General features: G+C 43.7%; 14 protein-coding genes. 7 read left to right on the top strand and 7 right to left on the bottom strand.

Features of this window, described 5'->3' with window-relative positions; translation table 11 throughout:
* Nucleotides 1-5 precede the first annotated feature (5 nt).
* Nucleotides 6-695: an LOG family protein gene (locus K7R11_RS09995; protein WP_224490408.1), complete on the top strand. Its 690-nt coding sequence runs from the start codon at nt 6-8 to the stop codon at nt 693-695.
* Between the two features lie 38 nt (nt 696-733).
* Here the strand turns inward: K7R11_RS09995 and K7R11_RS09990 are convergent, their stop codons facing one another.
* The 3 genes from K7R11_RS09990 to K7R11_RS09980 all read right to left on the bottom strand — a co-directional run bounded on the left by K7R11_RS09990 (nt 734) and on the right by K7R11_RS09980 (nt 5,128).
* Nucleotides 734-3,319, bottom strand: a complete 2,586-nt coding sequence (locus K7R11_RS09990) for a phosphoenolpyruvate carboxylase (RefSeq protein ID WP_224490407.1) — start codon at nt 3,317-3,319, stop codon at nt 734-736.
* A gap of 85 nt (nt 3,320-3,404) precedes the next feature.
* Nucleotides 3,405-3,884, bottom strand: coding sequence for an Lrp/AsnC family transcriptional regulator (locus K7R11_RS09985; RefSeq protein WP_224490406.1), 480 nt, complete (start codon nt 3,882-3,884; stop codon nt 3,405-3,407).
* A 110-nt stretch (nt 3,885-3,994) separates the two neighbouring features.
* Nucleotides 3,995-5,128 carry a M14 family metallopeptidase gene (locus K7R11_RS09980; RefSeq protein WP_224490405.1) on the bottom strand — a complete coding sequence of 378 codons (1,134 nt, stop codon included), beginning with the start codon at nt 5,126-5,128 and terminating at the stop codon, nt 3,995-3,997.
* 329 nt (nt 5,129-5,457) lie between these two features.
* Between K7R11_RS09980 and K7R11_RS09975 the strand changes: the two genes are divergently transcribed.
* From K7R11_RS09975 to K7R11_RS09960, 4 genes are all read left to right on the top strand, one after another.
* A complete protein-coding gene (locus K7R11_RS09975; protein WP_224490404.1) occupies nt 5,458-5,889 on the top strand; it encodes a helix-turn-helix domain-containing protein in 432 nt (143 codons plus the stop codon).
* Between the two features lie 90 nt (nt 5,890-5,979).
* Nucleotides 5,980-6,360: a hypothetical protein gene (locus tag K7R11_RS09970; protein WP_224490403.1), complete on the top strand. Its 381-nt coding sequence runs from the start codon at nt 5,980-5,982 to the stop codon at nt 6,358-6,360.
* Between the two features lie 4 nt (nt 6,361-6,364).
* Nucleotides 6,365-7,177: a TerC family protein gene (locus tag K7R11_RS09965; protein WP_224490402.1), complete on the top strand. Its 813-nt coding sequence runs from the start codon at nt 6,365-6,367 to the stop codon at nt 7,175-7,177.
* Between the two features lie 134 nt (nt 7,178-7,311).
* Complete coding sequence (locus K7R11_RS09960) at nt 7,312-7,755, top strand: MgtC/SapB family protein (protein WP_224490401.1); 444 nt, start codon at nt 7,312-7,314, stop codon at nt 7,753-7,755.
* On the opposite strand, the gene K7R11_RS09955 is transcribed toward K7R11_RS09960, so the two are convergent.
* The 4 genes from K7R11_RS09955 to K7R11_RS09940 form a co-directional block, all read right to left on the bottom strand.
* Nucleotides 7,752-10,364 carry a DNA gyrase/topoisomerase IV subunit A gene (locus K7R11_RS09955; RefSeq protein ID WP_224490400.1) on the bottom strand — a complete coding sequence of 871 codons (2,613 nt, stop codon included), beginning with the start codon at nt 10,362-10,364 and terminating at the stop codon, nt 7,752-7,754. The two genes, K7R11_RS09960 and K7R11_RS09955, sit on opposite strands and share 4 nt — an antisense overlap.
* Nucleotides 10,365-10,453: 89 nt before the next feature.
* On the bottom strand, nt 10,454-12,316 hold the full coding sequence (locus K7R11_RS09950; RefSeq protein WP_224490399.1) for a DNA topoisomerase IV subunit B: 1,863 nt from the start codon (nt 12,314-12,316) through the stop codon (nt 10,454-10,456).
* A gap of 244 nt (nt 12,317-12,560) precedes the next feature.
* Nucleotides 12,561-13,652, bottom strand: coding sequence for a redox-regulated ATPase YchF (ychF, locus tag K7R11_RS09945; RefSeq protein WP_224490398.1), 1,092 nt, complete (start codon nt 13,650-13,652; stop codon nt 12,561-12,563).
* A 93-nt stretch (nt 13,653-13,745) separates the two neighbouring features.
* Nucleotides 13,746-14,099: a 4Fe-4S dicluster domain-containing protein gene (locus tag K7R11_RS09940; RefSeq protein ID WP_224490397.1), complete on the bottom strand. Its 354-nt coding sequence runs from the start codon at nt 14,097-14,099 to the stop codon at nt 13,746-13,748.
* 253 nt (nt 14,100-14,352) lie between these two features.
* Here K7R11_RS09940 and K7R11_RS09935 point away from each other — a divergent pair, with 253 nt between their 5' ends.
* Nucleotides 14,353-15,414 carry an acyl-CoA reductase gene (locus tag K7R11_RS09935; protein ID WP_224490396.1) on the top strand — a complete coding sequence of 354 codons (1,062 nt, stop codon included), beginning with the start codon at nt 14,353-14,355 and terminating at the stop codon, nt 15,412-15,414.
* A 287-nt stretch (nt 15,415-15,701) separates the two neighbouring features.
* The gene (locus K7R11_RS09930) at nt 15,702-17,690 is read left to right on the top strand and encodes a helix-turn-helix domain-containing protein (protein WP_224490395.1); all 1,989 of its coding nucleotides are present in this window, start codon (nt 15,702-15,704) and stop codon (nt 17,688-17,690) included.
* Nucleotides 17,691-17,693: the final 3 nt, after the last annotated feature.

Below are 17,693 nucleotides of genomic sequence, written 5' to 3'. Positions count from 1 at the left end.
CTATTATGAGAAAAGACATGCACCACAAAAGCTGGAATGAGATCAAAACCAATGACTCATGGGCTATTTTTAAGATCATGGGGGAATTTGTAAGTGGCTATGAAAAACTCAGCCAAATCGGTCCCTGTGTCTCTATCTTCGGATCAGCCAGAACCAAGCCGGATCACGAATACTACAAACTGGCCGAGCGGGTGACCCGAAAGATCGTCGAATCGGGCTATGGTATCATCACCGGGGGTGGACCTGGAATTATGGAGGCCGGAAACAAGGGTGCTCATCTGGCCGGAGGAACCTCCGTTGGATTGAATATTGACCTTCCCTTTGAACAACATGACAATCCTTATATAGACGCAGACAAGAATCTGAATTTTGATTATTTCTTCGTGCGTAAAGTGATGTTCGTAAAATACAGTCAGGGCTTTGTAGTTTTACCGGGGGGGTTCGGGACCCTGGACGAACTTTTTGAGGCGCTTACCCTGATACAGACCCATAAAATTGCCAAATTCCCCATTATCCTGGTGGGAAGCGATTTCTGGGGCGGTCTGGTAGACTGGATCAAAGGCACCTTGCTGGAGAAAGCAGGAAACATCAGTCCGGATGACCTGGATCTGTTTGAAGTAGTGGATACGGAAGATGAAGTATGCCAGGTGCTTAATAATTTCTATAAGAAATACAATCTGAGTCCGAACTTTTAAAACAAAAGAAAGGCCGGTAAAACCGGCCTTTCTCATTTTTATGCGGAGTTCCTGCTCGCATTGATATTTCCATAAAGGGATCGGGTGACCATTTTCTCCAGGATCTCCCTTTTTTCAGGGTTATCCGCTTCGTCCTGGTTGAGTTTCTGGATCTGCAACAAGGCGTATTGCTGGATAGTTAACAGCGGAAGTACGATTTTTTCCCTGACCTGTATGGAAGCCCTCATGGTTCTTGAATCCTCCATAAGCTCCTCATATCCGGTAATCTCCAGGATCAACTCCTTACTGCGTTGGTATTCTTCATAGATCTGTTTCCAAAAGTCCCCGTATTCAGGATCTTCAGACATATAAGCCGTGAGCTTAAAGAAAGATTTTGTCAGGCTCATCATACTATTCTCAATCAGGGTACGGAAAAATGCCGAATTCTTATACAAAGCCTTTACCTTGTCGATCTCTCCCCTTTGCTTAAAACCTTCAATGGCCATACCTACCCCGTAGAATCCGGGTACGTTTTGTTTGAGCTGACTCCAGCTTCCTACAAAAGGAATTGCCCTAAGATCAGAGAACACCAGTTTATCAGATTTCCCCCTTTTAGAAGGACGGCTGCCGATATTGGTTTTCGCGTAATATTTCAGAGTACTCATATGTTCCAGGTAGGGCACAAAACAGGGGTGATTTTTAAAATCCACATAGGCTTTATAACTGCGCTCTGCCAGTTCTTCCATGGTTTTGCGCTCTTCCTTGCTCAACGCCCCGTTCGAGGTGAGTTCAATGCCGTTCATAATTCCTGAAGAGAGCAGTTGTTCCAGGTTATACTGGCAACTTTCCCGGGTACCGAAATTTGAACTGATGGTTTGCCCCTGAATGGTGAGCTGAACCTCCTTATTCTCTATGGTAGGTCCAAGAGAAGCGTAGAACTGATGTGTTTTTCCCCCTCCCCGGGCCGGCGGACCTCCACGTCCGTCAAAAAACATTACCTCTATTCCGTGTTCCCTTGAAACTTTTGACAGGGCTTCCTTGGCTTTATAAATACTCCAGTTGGCCATCAGGTATCCTCCGTCCTTGGTTCCGTCAGAGAAACCAAGCATAATGGTTTGCTTATTGCCACGCCGCTTTAAGTGTTTGGCATATTCGGTGTTGGTGTAAAGGGTTTTCATCACTTTGTGAGCCACTTTGAGGTCGTCTACGGTCTCAAATAACGGGATCACATCCACATCCGGGGATTTCCAGTCGCAAAGACGGATCATGGCAAAAGCCTCCATCACATTCAATACACTTCCGTTATTACTGATGATGTAACGATTACATCCTTTTTCCCCGTTGTTTTTCTGTATGGTTTTAATGGCATAGATCGATTCAAGGGTATTCCTCGCCATCTCATGCTTTAAAAGCGCGGGGTTTATTTTCCCGGTTACTCCCGATAGCAGTTGTATTTGCTCCTCCTCAGATTTTTTTTCATAATCTTCAGGAAAGATATCCAACCCCATCTCCCTGCTTTCCCTGACAATATTGGAAAGCACATCATGGTGTACCCTGGAATCCTGACGGATATCCAGGCTGGCAAAATGAAACCCGAACAAATGCACTTTATTGATCAGATCATCCACCTCTTCCACGAACAGGGACTGATGCTTATTGATAAGGATTTCCCTGATCTGCTGAAGTACCTCAAGGGTTTCTTCCGGTGAGATCGTGGTTCGGCCGTGCTCCAGAAATATATTTTCATACAGGCGCCGCTCCAGGTCGGTGATCATCTTATCCACCAGTCGGAAGGTAATTCTGCGTCTTAATTTCCGTACGTCCCTGTAATAATTTTTAAGAATGGTACTGCGAAGCCTGTCAGCCACCTTAAGGGTGATCTCGGTGGTTACAAAAGGATTTCCATCTCTGTCGCCTCCGGGCCAGAACCCCAGGTTTAAGATCTCATTATCAATGACCTTATTATCATAAATATTGCTTTGCAGGTAATTATAGATGGTCGAGAAGGCGTGGTAAAATACATTTTCAAGATACCAAACCAAACTAACTGCCTCATCGTAAGGCGTAGGCTTTTCCTGATTGAAAAAAGGTGTTTTACCCAATTGAGCCAAAAGTTTTTTAATGAGTATCAGGTCATTCTCCCGAATGGCACGGTCCAGGTCGGTAATAATTCCCAATACCGATCCGGGGTAAAATTGTGTGGGATGGGCTGTTAAAACAGTTCTTACTTTAAAATTTTCCAGGAAAGACCGAAGTTCCGGGATCTTCCCCTTTGCCTCTGCCTCCTCCTTTACATTCCGGAGTGTTCCCCTTCCATTCATGTTATTCACTACCGAAAAGGCAGCATCTTCAATGGCGTCAAAAAGCACTACCTGTCGTTCAATGTACTGGATAAATCGGAACATCAGGGAGAACCGGTCCGATTCACTGGGATGCTCAAAATATTTTTTGAAAAAAGAATTGACAATTTGCTCAGGATTGTGATTGTCCTGAAAGCCCTGCTCACAGCATTCTGCAAATAAGGGTAAAAGCACCCCGGTATTGGTTACTTCATCAAAAGGCAGCGTCATAAAGATGCTGTTATAGATCTGGTATTTTGAAAGAACACTTTCATTAAAGCGCTCTATTCGCGGTTTTCGTAGCATTGATTTTGGTTTTGGTTATTAGTAAAAAAAGCCCTCTGAAGAATCTTCAAGAGGGCTTTTTTTGATGTGCTCTAACAGCATCGTATCATATCTCATTGAAGATGGTATGCATCAGTCGCTTTTTGTCATTGATGCTCTCCTCCAGGCTGATCATTGTCTCCGTACGATAAACGCCGTCGATGTCATCAATTTTGAAAATAATATCCTTGGCGTGTTTCGTGTCTCTGGCTCTGACCTTACAGAAAATATTAAACTTACCTGTGGTAATGTGTGCTACAGTAATATAAGGGATCTGGTTGAGACGCTCAAGTACGAATTTGGTTTGGTGAGTTTTTTCCAGAAAGACCCCCACATAAGCGATAAAGGAATACCCCAGTTTTTCATAATCCAGGGTAAGGGAAGATCCTTTAATAATTCCGGCATCTTCCATTTTCTTTACCCGTACATGGACCGTTCCCGCAGAAATCAGCAATTTTTTAGCAATATCTGTAAATGGGGTCCGGGTATTATCGATAAGCATATCAAGGATCTGATGGTCAACCTCGTCCAACTTAAATTTTGCCATAATCAAGTTTAATTATTAAGAATAATGCAAAGCTAAAGCAAAATTTGTAAATATTTCATAATTATCAGAGGTTTCCACCCCCTTTTTTCTACGAAATCGTTATAGTATTGTCATTTAATCATCGACAGTAAACGGGTAGCCTTTTCTTTAAGTTCCTTTTCCGTATGGTAAGTAATAGCCGGTAATTCACGCATATCCATCTCTTTGTGTCCGAAACGGGTTTCCTGATCAGCCGGTCCTTTGAATTCCGGAACCAACCGGATCTGCCCGTCACGAAGTTCTTCCCTGTACTGAAATACGAGATCCGTAAACGCTTCCTTACTCCCGGAAGGCTTCAATTGTACATTTCTGAGAATTAGATCTGCAAAGCGCTTTTTATTTTCAGGAATCTTAAAGTAATCCCGGTAATCGTATTGAGAAAGCTCCCCCATGCTGATTGTTTCAATAGCCGCACACAGGGAAAAAGCAATAAATTTTCGGGTTTCCAGTCGTTGATAGTCAAGCTCAAAATGTCCTGCTTCAAATAAAACCGTGGGAACTCCCATAAACTGGAAGGTGTCCCCCACACAATTCAGGTTGAATGCATCATCGTAACGACCTACTTTACCGGGAATCACTTGCTGCAACAGAGAATTCATGGCTGAAATTAAGCTCATACTGATCTCGCGAACACCATTTACATCACGATCCTCGTTAAAAGCCGGACTTAAAAAAGAAATGGTTGCAGGTTCGCGTTGATCTCCTGCACTGAATATGGTCCGCTGGTCGTGCAAATTAAAGCAATAGTCCGGCTGCACCTTCTCGAAGGCCATTCTGAGTGCCTTGCTTTCCGGCTGACTTAAATCCTGTGCATCCCGGTTTAGATCAATTTTATTAGCATTTACCCTGGTATAGGCATGGGCTCCGTCAGGATTTAGTTGTGGGATTATAAACAGGCTTACCGCAGTGTTTATCTGTCGTAAAAATTCGGGTTCAGCATTGAGATATTTTAAAAAATCGTACAGGCCTCTGGTGGTGGTAGATTCATTACCGTGCATCTGAGACCAAAGGAGCACCCTGACAGGACCGTTCCCGATTCGTATCATTTCAATATTTCGACCCTCTACGGAAGTGCCTAACATTTCCCTGGAAACAAAAAGATGGGCGATAGACGCAAATGCCTCCTCCAGGTGTTCAGGATTCAAATAGCGTCCGGAAAATGAATCCTGAACGTAGCTGCTGATATATTGGGTAGAATACTTCATAAATTTCGTGTTCACAAAAATAAACTAAACTCTGTTTACAGATGTGAATACTAAAAACAACCCTGCGATTTACAACTGTATACACTTAATTAAAAAGCCGATGCAACTGTAAAGCATTGAATGGACGGCTAATAGAAAACATCTATACTTCTACCTTTTCTAAAATTAAATTACTGTAAATCAATTAGTTAGATGCGCTAAGTTAACCTGTAAGTTAAAGCTTTTAAAGCTGTTTTACAGGTGATTAACCTGGGAGTATATCAATTGTTTACAGATGTAACATTAGTTTGATGGGTTATTTTGTATACATTTGTAAATAAATTATACCAATGGTAAACAGTGAAGAATTCGCCGCACGTTTGCAGCAGATCATGGATCACTACCACTTAAATGGCTCTGCCTTTGCAGAAAGTATTGGAGTGCAGCGATCAGCTATTTCTCATATTCTGTCCGGGAGAAATAAACCAAGCCTGGAGTTTGTTATGAAGATATTAGACACCTACCCTGATGTCGAATTGTACTGGTTGCTAAACGGAAAAGGCCAAAATCCCTTTAAGGCAGCAAAACCCGGGAAGCAAATGGATCAGGATCTGTTTACGGAGCCATCTCAACCGGAAGCCCTGACTGAATCCTCTTCACCAGCTATACATCAGGAGGCTACAGAACGTTTTGTGCACTCCGGGATGACTGCAGGCAAAAAGATCCGTAAGGTTGTTATCTTCTATGATAACGGCTCTTATGAAGAGATCATCAATTCCTGAAAAAATTGACCTTCAAGGCTTTTTAGATTAGGGTAAATCCGTCTTTTATGGCATAAAAAATTGGTACCTTTGAGCGTGAAAACACACACTATGAAAAGGTATTTGTACGCAATAATTGTTTTGATCAGTATGCAATCCTGCTACGACAGCGGGAACCGAAATTGCGATCAGTTCAGAACCGGGGAGTTTCTATTTAAATACACCCTGAACGGAGAAGAAAAGGAAAGCAGGTTTGTACGAACCGACAGTACCGAGTATGATTATTATGAAGATCGTATCGATACCAATACGGTAAAATGGGTGAACGACTGCGAATACATCGTTAAAAAAGTGAATCCTGCAACACTTCAGGAGTCTAAGCCATTGCATTTCAGAATTTTGTCTACTTCTGAAGAAAGTTATAACTTCGAATATTCCCTCCTGGGCGATTTAAAGAACAAGCAGCGGGGAACGGCATATAAAATCAAATGATCTTATGTTTGAGATTTTTTCCAGTGTTGATGCATGGGTAGCCCTTTTAACGCTTACATTCCTGGAGATTGTTCTCGGTATCGATAATATCGTGTTCATTTCTATCGCAGCCAATAAGCTTCCCAGCCACCAACGTAGGAAAGCTACCAATATTGGTTTACTGGCGGCCATGGTGCAACGAATCCTTCTATTGATGGCGGTTTCTTTCCTGGTGAGTTTGAAGAATCCTTTTTTATATCTCGACACCGGATGGATTCAGGCTGGAATTAGCTGGCAAAGCATCATTTTATTCGCTGGAGGAATGTTCCTGCTCTATAAGAGCACCAGCGAGATCCACGAAAAAGTAGAATATCCTGAACACGATGCAGATCAGATAAAATCCAGGAATATCACTACACTTTCTAAGGCGATCGTACAGATTATGATCATAGATTTCATATTTTCAATTGACTCCATTCTTACCGCAGTGGGAATGACTAACGGAATTAGCAAAAATCCGAATGATGCCCTTTTGATCATGGTCATTGCTGTGGTGATCTCTATCCTGATCATGATGATTTTCGCAAACGGAATCAGAAAATTCATCGAGAGCAACCCTACTGTACAAATACTTGCCTTATCCTTTCTGATCCTCATCGGGTTTATGCTGATTACTGAGGCTGCCCATCTATCTCACACAGTTATTTTTGATCAAAGTATCGGAGCTATTCCAAAAGGCTACCTGTATTTTGCCATAGCCTTCTCGCTCTTGGTGGAATTTCTGAATATGCGTTTGCAAAAGAATATGGTAAAAACAAATGACAAGGCCGGGAAATAATTTCGCATTTCAAGTAAGGACCGCTTGAAGCAAAGCATTAAGCATATCGCGCCACATCGTTACCAATAAGGGATTAGCGTACTTATGTGAATAATTACTTTAACTAAAACCCCTTCTAAATTAACTGTAATCTCATGAATTGGGAAGTTGCACATTTTACCTTTATTGTAAAACTTCTTGCTGCGTTGATAGCAGGACTAGTCATTGGGCTCGAAAGAGAGTTCAAAGGGAAAAGCGCAGGTATAAAAACCAACGGATTGGTTGCCCTGGGCTCCGCTATATTTGTTCTGGCTTCCCTGGAGTTTCATGGTGAAGATTTCGTTGACATTACCAGGGTGCTTAGCCAGGTCGTCACAGGTATAGGCTTTCTTGGTGCGGGCGTAATTCTTCAGCAAAGAGAAAAGGTAAAGGGCCTCACTACGGCTGCAACGATCTGGTGCAGCGCAGCCATAGGGTGTCTCGCGGCCCTGGGTATGTTTCCCGAGCTTCTGATCACCACGCTCCTGGTGGTTACCGTAAATCTGCTTTTCGGATTTATTGACTCAAAAATTGAAAGCCGTAACAGGAAGAAACCTTAGTCAAGTTCCATGGTTATCTGACCTTCCCCATCCTTTTCGTCATCCTGACCGATACGCTCTTCATCAACCACCTCCATGTCTTCTGCATGTACTTCTTCCTCCTCTTCATAAGGGATCGGATCCAGCTCTTTCACAGATTTAATTTTATCTGCAGTAAGTTGATTTCCAAGGGCTTTAATCCCTTTCACTGAAATAAAATCTTCAAGCACGATCTCCATAGCAGGTTTTACTTCTTTGCCTCTCGGTTTCACGAAGTCCACTTCAGCAACCGGCTTCCAGTGTGTAGAAACAAATTCCAGGCGGGTATCCGGATGGTCAGAGATGAATTTATCCTCCTTATTCTCGTTCTCCACCAGAAAACGTTTAACGTAATAGCGTTCTTTTTCGCCTTCGTAATAAATTGCAGAAATGGGTTTCTCCGGATTCCATTTTTCCAGGATGATCATGTTGTCATCGAAATGAGTAGTCAATTCCGGGGTAATGGTTTTTATCAGACCATCGGAATGGATCACCAGCAAACGGTCTTCTCCTTTAAATGCCCCGAGCAATTCCCCGCGGCCATCTACATTGAGTCGCTTCACGGTGTCATCAAACCAGATCTTTCTGGGTTTTAGGGTAGAAACACCTTTCTCTTTTAATTCGATGCGTTTTACAGCGTATTTGGTTACGATATTTCCTTTTGAATTTCTTCCTTTTATCAGGATATCTGCGAAATCAATATCCCATTTCAATTTTTTAATACTGCCCTTTTGACGCAGCATCACGGTAATGGTTTCGGCCTCCCCATTAGGATTAGCTGTAAAATAAAGTACGGAAGATCCCGCTTTGCCTGTTGTCAGGTCGTATTCTCTGTCGCGGGTTACACTGGAAACATAAAAGCGCTTAATGTAGGTGGCTCCTCCTTTTCCATCCTGATAGATCATATTATAAATGGTGCGCTTATCCTTTTTCTTAAATACCGCCACATGAATAATATCCTTACCGACAAAGGTTTTAGCATCCACCTTGGTCACCATCATTTTCCCGTTTGCGGTGAAAACGATGATATCATCAATGTCACTACAGTCGCAAACATATTCATCTTTTTTCAGGGAAGTTCCGATGAATCCTTCAGAACGGTTAACATAGAGCTTGGAGTTACGTATCACCACTTTCTGTGCCTCAATATCATCAAAGACACGAATCTCGGTCTTGCGTTCCTTGCCTTTTCCGTAGGTCTTCTTGAGTTCCTCGAAATAGGCAATAGCAAAATCGATCAGGTTTGCCAGGTTGTGCTTTACCTTTTCAATTTCCCCTTCCAGGGCTTCGATCTTTTGCTGGGCTTTGTCGATATCAAATTTTGAAATTCTTTTGATCCGAATCTCGGTAAGCCGAACAATATCCTCTTCGGTAACTGCTCTTTTCAGGTGAGTGATATGCGGCTTGAGTCCCTCGTCTATTGCTTTTATGACACCTTCCCAGGTCTCTTCTTCCTCAATTTCGCGGTAGATCCGGTTTTCAATAAAGATGCGTTCCAGAGACGCAAAATGCCAGTTTTCCTCCAATTCCTGCAGTTCGATCTCCAGCTCCTTTTTGAGCAGGTCTACCGTATTATCGGTAGAACGCCTTAAGATTTCCGAAACGCCTATGAACAAGGGTTTATTATCTTCAATAACACAGGCAAGCGGAGAAATGGAGGTCTCACAAGCGGTGAAGGCATACAGGGCGTCAATGGTCTTATCCGGGGAAATGTTCGGGGGTAAATGCACCAGGATTTCGACTTCTGCTGCCGTGTTATCCTCGATACGTTTCACCTTGATCTTCCCTTTATCATTGGCCTTAAGAATCGAATCGATGAGACTTGAGGTATTGGTTCCGAAAGGGATCTCGGAAATAACCAAGGTGTTTTTATCCAGTTGCGAGATCTTGGCCCGTATCCTGATCTTTCCGCCCCTGTTCCCGTCATTATAGTTGGAAACATCCATTACTCCGGCAGTCGGGAAGTCCGGATAAAGGGTAAAACGTTTTCCTTTCAGATGTTTTACCGAGGCCTCAATGAGCTCTATGAAATTATGAGGGAGAATTTTTGTGGATAGCCCGACAGCGATCCCTTCTGCCCCCTGAGCCAATAGTAAAGGAAATTTAACGGGAAGATTGATGGGCTCCTTCTTACGGCCGTCATAACTCAGCTGCCATTCGGTGATCTTCGGGCTGAAGATCACTTCCGTGGCAAATTTAGAAAGACGGGCTTCGATATATCTGGAAGCTGCAGCACTGTCTCCAGTTAAAATATTTCCCCAGTTCCCCTGGGTGTCAATTAAAAGGTCTTTCTGGCCAATCTGTACCATGGCATCGGCAATACTTGCATCCCCGTGCGGGTGGTACTGCATGGTGTGACCGACAATATTGGCTACCTTGTTATATCGTCCATCATCGAGATCTTTCATGGAATGCATGATCCTCCTCTGAACGGGCTTAAATCCGTCTTCGATGGCAGGAACCGCCCTTTCCAGAATTACATATGAAGCATAATCAAGAAACCAGTCCTTGTACATCCCTCCCACACGGGTGATGGTGTCCTGCTGGTTCTCTTCAGATCCTTCCTGGTTGATATTGATCTCGTCAGACATTTATTTTTGGTTTGTTTTTATAGTTACGGGAAATACTTTTTACTAATCCTGGCTGATCAGGATAAGCCTCTTGAAAAAATATTACGGAATTACACTTCTTCCTCTTCGATCACATCCTGTTCTACCTTCAGATTCTCGATGATAAACTTTTGCCGGTCTGGGGTGTTCTTTCCCATATAGAATTCCAGCAGGCTTTCTATAGACATGGCTTTATCAAGCATTACCGGGTCCAGACGGATATCATCGCCGATAAAATGTTTAAATTCATCCGGTGATATCTCCCCGAGTCCTTTAAATCGGGTGATCTCCGGCTTGCCCTTCAATTTCTGAACGGCATTCCTTCTTTCCTCCTCACTGTAGCAGTAAATGGTTTCTTTTTTATTACGAACCCGGAACAGCGGCGTTTGCAGGATGTACAGGTGTCCCTCCTTGATTAGTTCAGGGAAGAATTGCAGGAAAAATGTAATGAGCAGTAAACGAATGTGCATCCCGTCAACATCGGCATCCGTGGCAATCACGATATTGTTATACCTGAGGTCTTCGAGCGATTCTTCAATGTTTAAAGCCGCCTGCAGCAGGTTGAACTCTTCATTCTCATAAACGATCTTTTTGGACATCCCATACGTATTCAGAGGCTTACCGCGTAAACTAAAAACGGCCTGGGTATTTACATCCCTTGACTTGGTGATGGACCCGGAAGCCGAATCCCCCTCCGTAATAAACAGGGTTGTATCCAGACGTCTGTCCTTTTTCATGTCCCCGAGATGCACCCTGCAGTCGCGTAGTTTCTTATTGTGAAGGCTCGCTTTTTTCGCCCTTTCCTTGGCTAGCTTCCTGATACCGGATAATTCCTTGCGTTCCCGCTCTGCCTGGAGGATCTTACGTTGAATTTTTTCTGCAGTTTCCGGGTTCTTATGAAGAAAGTTATCCAGATAGGTACCCACAAAATCATTCACATAGGTTCTTACAGTAGGGAGCTTCCCTCCCATTTCTGTCGAACCGAGCTTGGTTTTGGTCTGACTCTCGAACACAGGCTCCATAACCTTAATGGAAACTGCAGCGATGATCGATTTCCTTATATCCGACGCCTCGTAGTTCTTACCGTAGAAATCTCGTATCGTTTTCACCACTGCCTCTCTGAAGGCAGCCAGGTGCGTTCCTCCCTGGGTGGTGTTCTGTCCGTTTACAAATGAATGGTATTCTTCGCTATACTGACTCCGGCTGTGAGTCATGGCCACTTCGATATCATCTCCCCGTAAATGAATGATCGGATAGAGCATATCTTCCTTGTTGGTGGTGTCTTCCAAAAGGTCTTTTAAACCGTTTTCAGAATAAAATTTCTCACCGTTGAGAACAATCGTAAGTCCGGGATTCAGATACACATAGTTTCGCACCATGCGCTCGATATATTCCAGGCGATACTTGTAATGCCTGAAGATCGTTTCATCCGGAACGAAGGTTACCTTGGTCCCCCTTCTTCTGGTGGTTTCCTCCAGTTTCTCTTCATTAACCAGGTTCCCCATTTCAAACTCAGCAGCCATGGATTGTCCGTCCCGGTTGGACTCTACCCTGAAGAAGGTGGAAAGGGCATTAACGGCCTTTGTACCTACCCCGTTAAGTCCGACAGACTTTTTAAAGGCGCGGGTATCGTATTTTCCACCGGTATTCATTTTAGAAACCACATCCACCACCTTTCCCAGGGGTATTCCCCGTCCATAATCGCGAACGGTAACCCGCTCTCCCTGAACAGAGACTTCAATGGTTTTCCCGGCTCCCATCACAAACTCATCTATACAGTTGTCTAATACCTCCTTGATAAGAATATAGATCCCATCATCGGCAGAAGATCCGTCCCCAAGCTTTCCGATATACATCCCGGGACGCATTCTGATGTGTTCTTTCCAGTCTAATGAACGAATATTCTCTTCGGTATACTGTACTGTTTGCGACATATGAAATGAAATGGGTTTGCTGCTAATATAATGTTTCAGCGTATAATATAAAATATGTAAACTCCTAAAGTAATTAACAAGAATTACTGTATTTATGTTAAGGATCTGATTTTTTGGGGTTTGATTAAACCGTTCCTCCTCATTTTTTAAGAAATATCCTATTTAAGGGAAATCCCCCTAAAGGGCCAAAACCAAAAAAACAGGCCTAATGACCTGTTTTTTAGCAAGGTATTGCAACACCTTTTTATACGTTAAAACGGAAATGCATCACATCGCCATCCTTTACGATATACTCTTTTCCTTCCACCCGCATTTTCCCTGCTTCTTTCACTTTGCTCTCACTGCCGTAAGTCACATAGTCGTCATATGCAATAACCTCGGCCCGAATAAATCCTTGTTCAAAATCGGTATGGATCACCCCTGCCGCTTTTGGAGCTGTGGCCCCAACAGGAACTGTCCAGGCTCTTACCTCTTTCACCCCGGCGGTAAAATAGGTCTGAAGATCCAGCAGCTTGTAGGCCGAACGGATGAGTTTTGAAACACCCGGTTCATCCAGTCCTATGTCTTCGAGGAACATCTGACGTTCTTCATAGCTTTCCAGTTCTGCGATATCTGCTTCCGTAGCTACGGCCAATACAAGGATCTCTGCATTTTCGTCCTTGACCACTTCCTTCACCCTGTCCACATATGCATTCCCGTCTTTAGCTGAAGCCTCGTCTACATTGCACACATACAGAATAGGTTTTGAAGTAAGCAGCTGGAAGGGACTCATAATTTCTTCTTCATCTTCAGTCATTTCAACCGCTCTTGCAGAGACACCACTTTCCAGGGCCGATTTAAAACGCTGCAGAACTGCCTGTTCTTTCTGCGCCTCCTTATCTCCTGTCTTTGCTGCCCGATTTACTTTTTCCAGACGCTTCTCAACGGTTTCCAGGTCTTTTAGTTGTAACTCAATATCGATGGTCTCCTTGTCCCTGATAGGATCTATACTGCCATCGACATGAACGATATTGTCGTTATCAAAACACCGCAGTACGTGAATGATCGCATTACACTCCCTGATGTTCCCTAAAAACTGATTTCCAAGACCCTCTCCTTTACTGGCTCCCCGAACAAGCCCGGCGATATCAACGATCTCCACGGTAGCAGGCATTACCCGTTCGGGATTCACAAGAGACTCCAGTTTCTGTAACCTGGGGTCCGGCACATTCACCACCCCAAGATTAGGTTCTATGGTACAAAAAGGAAAGTTTGCGCTTTGCGCCTTGGCGTTCGACAAACAATTGAACAATGTCGATTTTCCAACGTTGGGTAAACCTACGATACCGGCTTTCATATAATCAGATTTTGAGCGGCAAAAATACTATTTAAAAACAAAAAAATCCCAAGCCAAAGCCCGGGATTTTCGAATCTTTTGGAATTAAATGATCTAGTTTTCCGGATGCATAAATCGTTGCTTAGCCAACAGCTCCTCTTCCGACTCCACATGGTCGTCATCCGGGACACAACAATCTACAGGACATACCGCAGCACATTGAGGTTCTTCGTGAAATCCTTTACATTCAGTGCATTTGTCGGGAACGATATAATAGATCTCGTCACTTATCGGGGTTTGGGCTTCATCGGCATCCACAGATTTGCCATCCGGAAGCACCACTTTACCTCCAAGCTCCGTCCCATCGCTGTAGCGCCAGTCGTCTGCGCCCTCATAGATAGCGGTGTTAGGACACTCGGGTTCACAAGCCCCACAATTAATACATTCGTCAGTGATGATTATAGCCATAATACAGTTTCTTTCGGTAAAGACTTAAACAATGCATCAAAAATACGGGAATTAACCCTTTCTGAAAAAAAAATAGTCAAATACTGCAGTAATCCGACTTTCCTAAAAGACCCACCCTCCCTCTTTGTGCCGGACATCGGGAAATGACGGCGGTCTCGTGGAGATCCGGATTTGAAAAGGGATGATGGTTTTCTGAACAGCAAATCGTAAATTTGCACCTTGAAAAGTTTCACCGGAAAAACAGCATACAGCCATGAGCGATATCCATAAAAGAATTGAAGCCTTTGATAAATTGGGAAGTTTCCTGGATCAATTCAGTACTCCCGAGCCCGTGGTCAAGGAGGATATTCCCTTTAATGATCTGTTTTTCGACGGATATAAACATCAGATTAAACTTGCCGGGGAGCACAATCAATGGTTCAATCGCGAACAACTGGCGTATGCTTTTAAAGGGTGGTCGGCCCTGCTTCGTTCCGGGGAACTTAAAAAATGGATGTCGGGCTATCTTATAGAGGACAAGGAACCTAAAACCATCGCCATTGTTATGGCGGGCAATATACCCATGGTTGGTTTTCACGATCTGTTATCCGTACTTATCCTTGGCCATAAGGCAGTGGTTAAACCCTCGTCAAACGACAAACACCTGCTTCCCTATCTGGTGAAATACCTGGAACATATAGAACCATCCTTTAAGGAAAAAGTAGTTTTCTCCAATGGTAAACTTGAAGGCTACGATGCCGTCATTGCCACTGGAAGTGACAACACCTCGAGGTATTTTGAATATTACTTTAAAGGCAAACCCCATATCATCCGGAAAAACAGGAATTCCGTAGCCATACTTCGGGGAGATGAGACTCGGGAAGATCTAAACGCTCTGGGAGAAGATATCTTCAGGTATTATGGGTTGGGCTGCCGCAGTGTTTCCAAGCTTTTTGTGCCTAATGGGTACGACTTTGACACCTTCTTTAAAGGGATTTATCCTTACAGGGAGATCATCGAAGAACAGAAATACGCTAATAATTACGACTACAACAAGGCGGTCTACCTGATGAGCTTGTATAAATTACTGGAGAATGGATTCCTCATGCTTAAGGAAGATGCTTCTTACCCCTCCCCGATCGCTACCCTGTTCTACGAATACTACGAAGATGAACACGCATTAAGAGCAAGGCTGGAACAGGATGCTGAAAAAATTCAATGTGTGGTAAGCAACTCCTGGAGCGCAGACAGCATTCCCTTTGGTGAGACCCAGCGACCTGGCCTGACAGATTATGCAGACGGAGTAGATGTGATCCGGTTTTTGCTTGCCCTTTAGAATCGCCCCGGGCTGCAGCAGACCCCCTGTAATTTCATTCAGTCCTTCGTTTTTTTGGAAAACGACAGTATTTACATTGGTGTTGTATCATTCAAACTCAAAATCAGATAATTTACCTGACGGGGTATCTGGATCCCGGACTAAACCCTGTAATCGAACAGATTTAAAAGTATATCCGGGAGCGTTTTTCAAAGGTGGATTAACACAGTTTTACCGCTTATAATACTGTCTAAAATCCTGTTTTTCAGTATCTTTACCATTCATTCCGACCAATAAATTATGAACTCATGGAATCTGTTTTGGCTTCCATTAAAGGCGACAGCAAACTACAAAAGCTGCGGCAGATTGTTCTTGACAACCTTGAAAACGAGCATTTCAATGTAGAGTCATTTGCCAGCAAGGCCGGAATGAGCAGGTCCGAACTTTACCGCAAAATCAAAAGACTTTCCGGAAAGTCAGTTACCCAATTCATACGGGAAATCCGGTTGGAAAAAGCCCTGAAAATTCTTTCCTCAGACGATCTCTCGGCCTCGGAGGTGGCCTTTGCCGTAGGCTTTAACAGTCCCACCTATTTCAGTAAATGTTTTAAGGAAAAATACGGATTTACCCCGGGGGAAACCGAATTTCATCAGGGGGAAGTGGAAAAGATTCTGTACCATCCGCCAAAAACAAAGAAGAAAGACTGGTTTGGGGTTCAGCTGGTTTATATTCCAATTGTATTAACAGCATCTATTATCATCTTCGGGACCCTGATCTGGATGCGATCGGGTTCTGATAAGTCGGGTACTTCGGGCAGTACCCTGCCAGGTTTTGGGACCATACTTCCCGAAGGAGAATCACCTTCAAATATTTCCGAAAATTCCATTGCCATACTGCCGCTTTATAATTGGACCGGGGAGCCCTCGAATGACTTCATGGGCCAGGGATTGGCACATGACCTGATCAATATGGTCTCCAGAAACCATACTCTGGGAAGGGTGGCTCCCATGCTTTCGGTGATCCCTTATAAAGATTCTGTGCCTAACGTAGACCTGATTTCAAAAGATCTGGATGTAGCTTTTTTACTCTGGGGAGGGATTCAAAAGTCGGGAGATTTTTATAAATTCTCCATCGATATTATTAATGCAGTTGAAGATTCCCTTTACCTGTCTAAAGTCTACGTTATCGATTACAAGAATACGGAATCGTACTATCTGATGGAAGCAGATATCGCCGATCAGATCTCAGGAATCATGGGGCGCACTCCCGTAAAAATGTTTTCCCGGGAAGCGCCCACCACCTCCAGTAAAGCCAGGAATTACTATTTCCAGGGAATTCAGAAGTCGAACATTTTAACCCGGCAATCCTGGGAAAATGCCCTGCTGCTGTTCAATAAGGCCATAGAGGAAGATCCGGTGTACATCGATGCCTATGAGGCACTTGCCAAAACGTGGGGCTTTGGAGGCATGAATTGGGGATATACCTCCCAGCAGGAAGCCTGGGGTAACATGAAGTATTATCTGCAGAAAATTCTTCAGATTGATCCCGGACATAAAACAGCCCTCTTCTACTTGAAGGATGGGTATTTTTATTTTGAGCTGGATATAGCTCCTGAAATCCCCGGATACAGCAATATCTCACACGAAGCCATGTTAGATTTCAATGCAGATTTTGCTGGTAAAATGGGAAGGCACCTGCGGGCAATTGAAGGCAATCTATTATGGCTTAAAAACGAACCTTATGCCGGAACGGTTTACGCGCTTTTGGCTATTAATTATTACTTTTTGGGAGACTATGACAAAGCCAGGACCCTGTTAGCGGAAAATTATGATATATATAAAACCGACCTCGACTTTTTAAGGGAGTCGGCCAAAGCCTGGTATTTCCTCGGAGATTATGAAAACATGGAAATGGCGGTGACCTATTTCTTCGAAAATTTTAAAGAACGCCCTTTGATCTTAAGGTGGCTAAGGGCTATGGTCGCAGATCAAAATAAGGATGAGAATGAGGTTGAAAACCAAATACGTATCCTTCAACAGAAATACCGGGAAGGGGCCTCCGGCAGTCCTGCCTGGTTTATAGCCCTTTACCATGCTTATAAGGGAAACAAGGCGAAAACCATGGAATGGCTGGAAAAATCTTATAAAGCCCGGGAAACGGAAATGACCTGGCTCGCCCAGGAACCTGATCTGAAAATTGTGGGTGATGACCCCAGATATATTGCCCTGCTGGACAGCATGCATTTTCCTCAAAGTGCACGGACGCATGTGAACACTTCAATGATCAGTCAAAAATAATGT

Origin of the sequence: Robertkochia flava (genome assembly GCF_020166515.1) — a bacterium.
In the GTDB taxonomy this organism is placed as follows: domain Bacteria; phylum Bacteroidota; class Bacteroidia; order Flavobacteriales; family Flavobacteriaceae; genus Robertkochia; species Robertkochia flava.
This window is presented reverse-complemented; position numbering and strand designations above follow the sequence as displayed.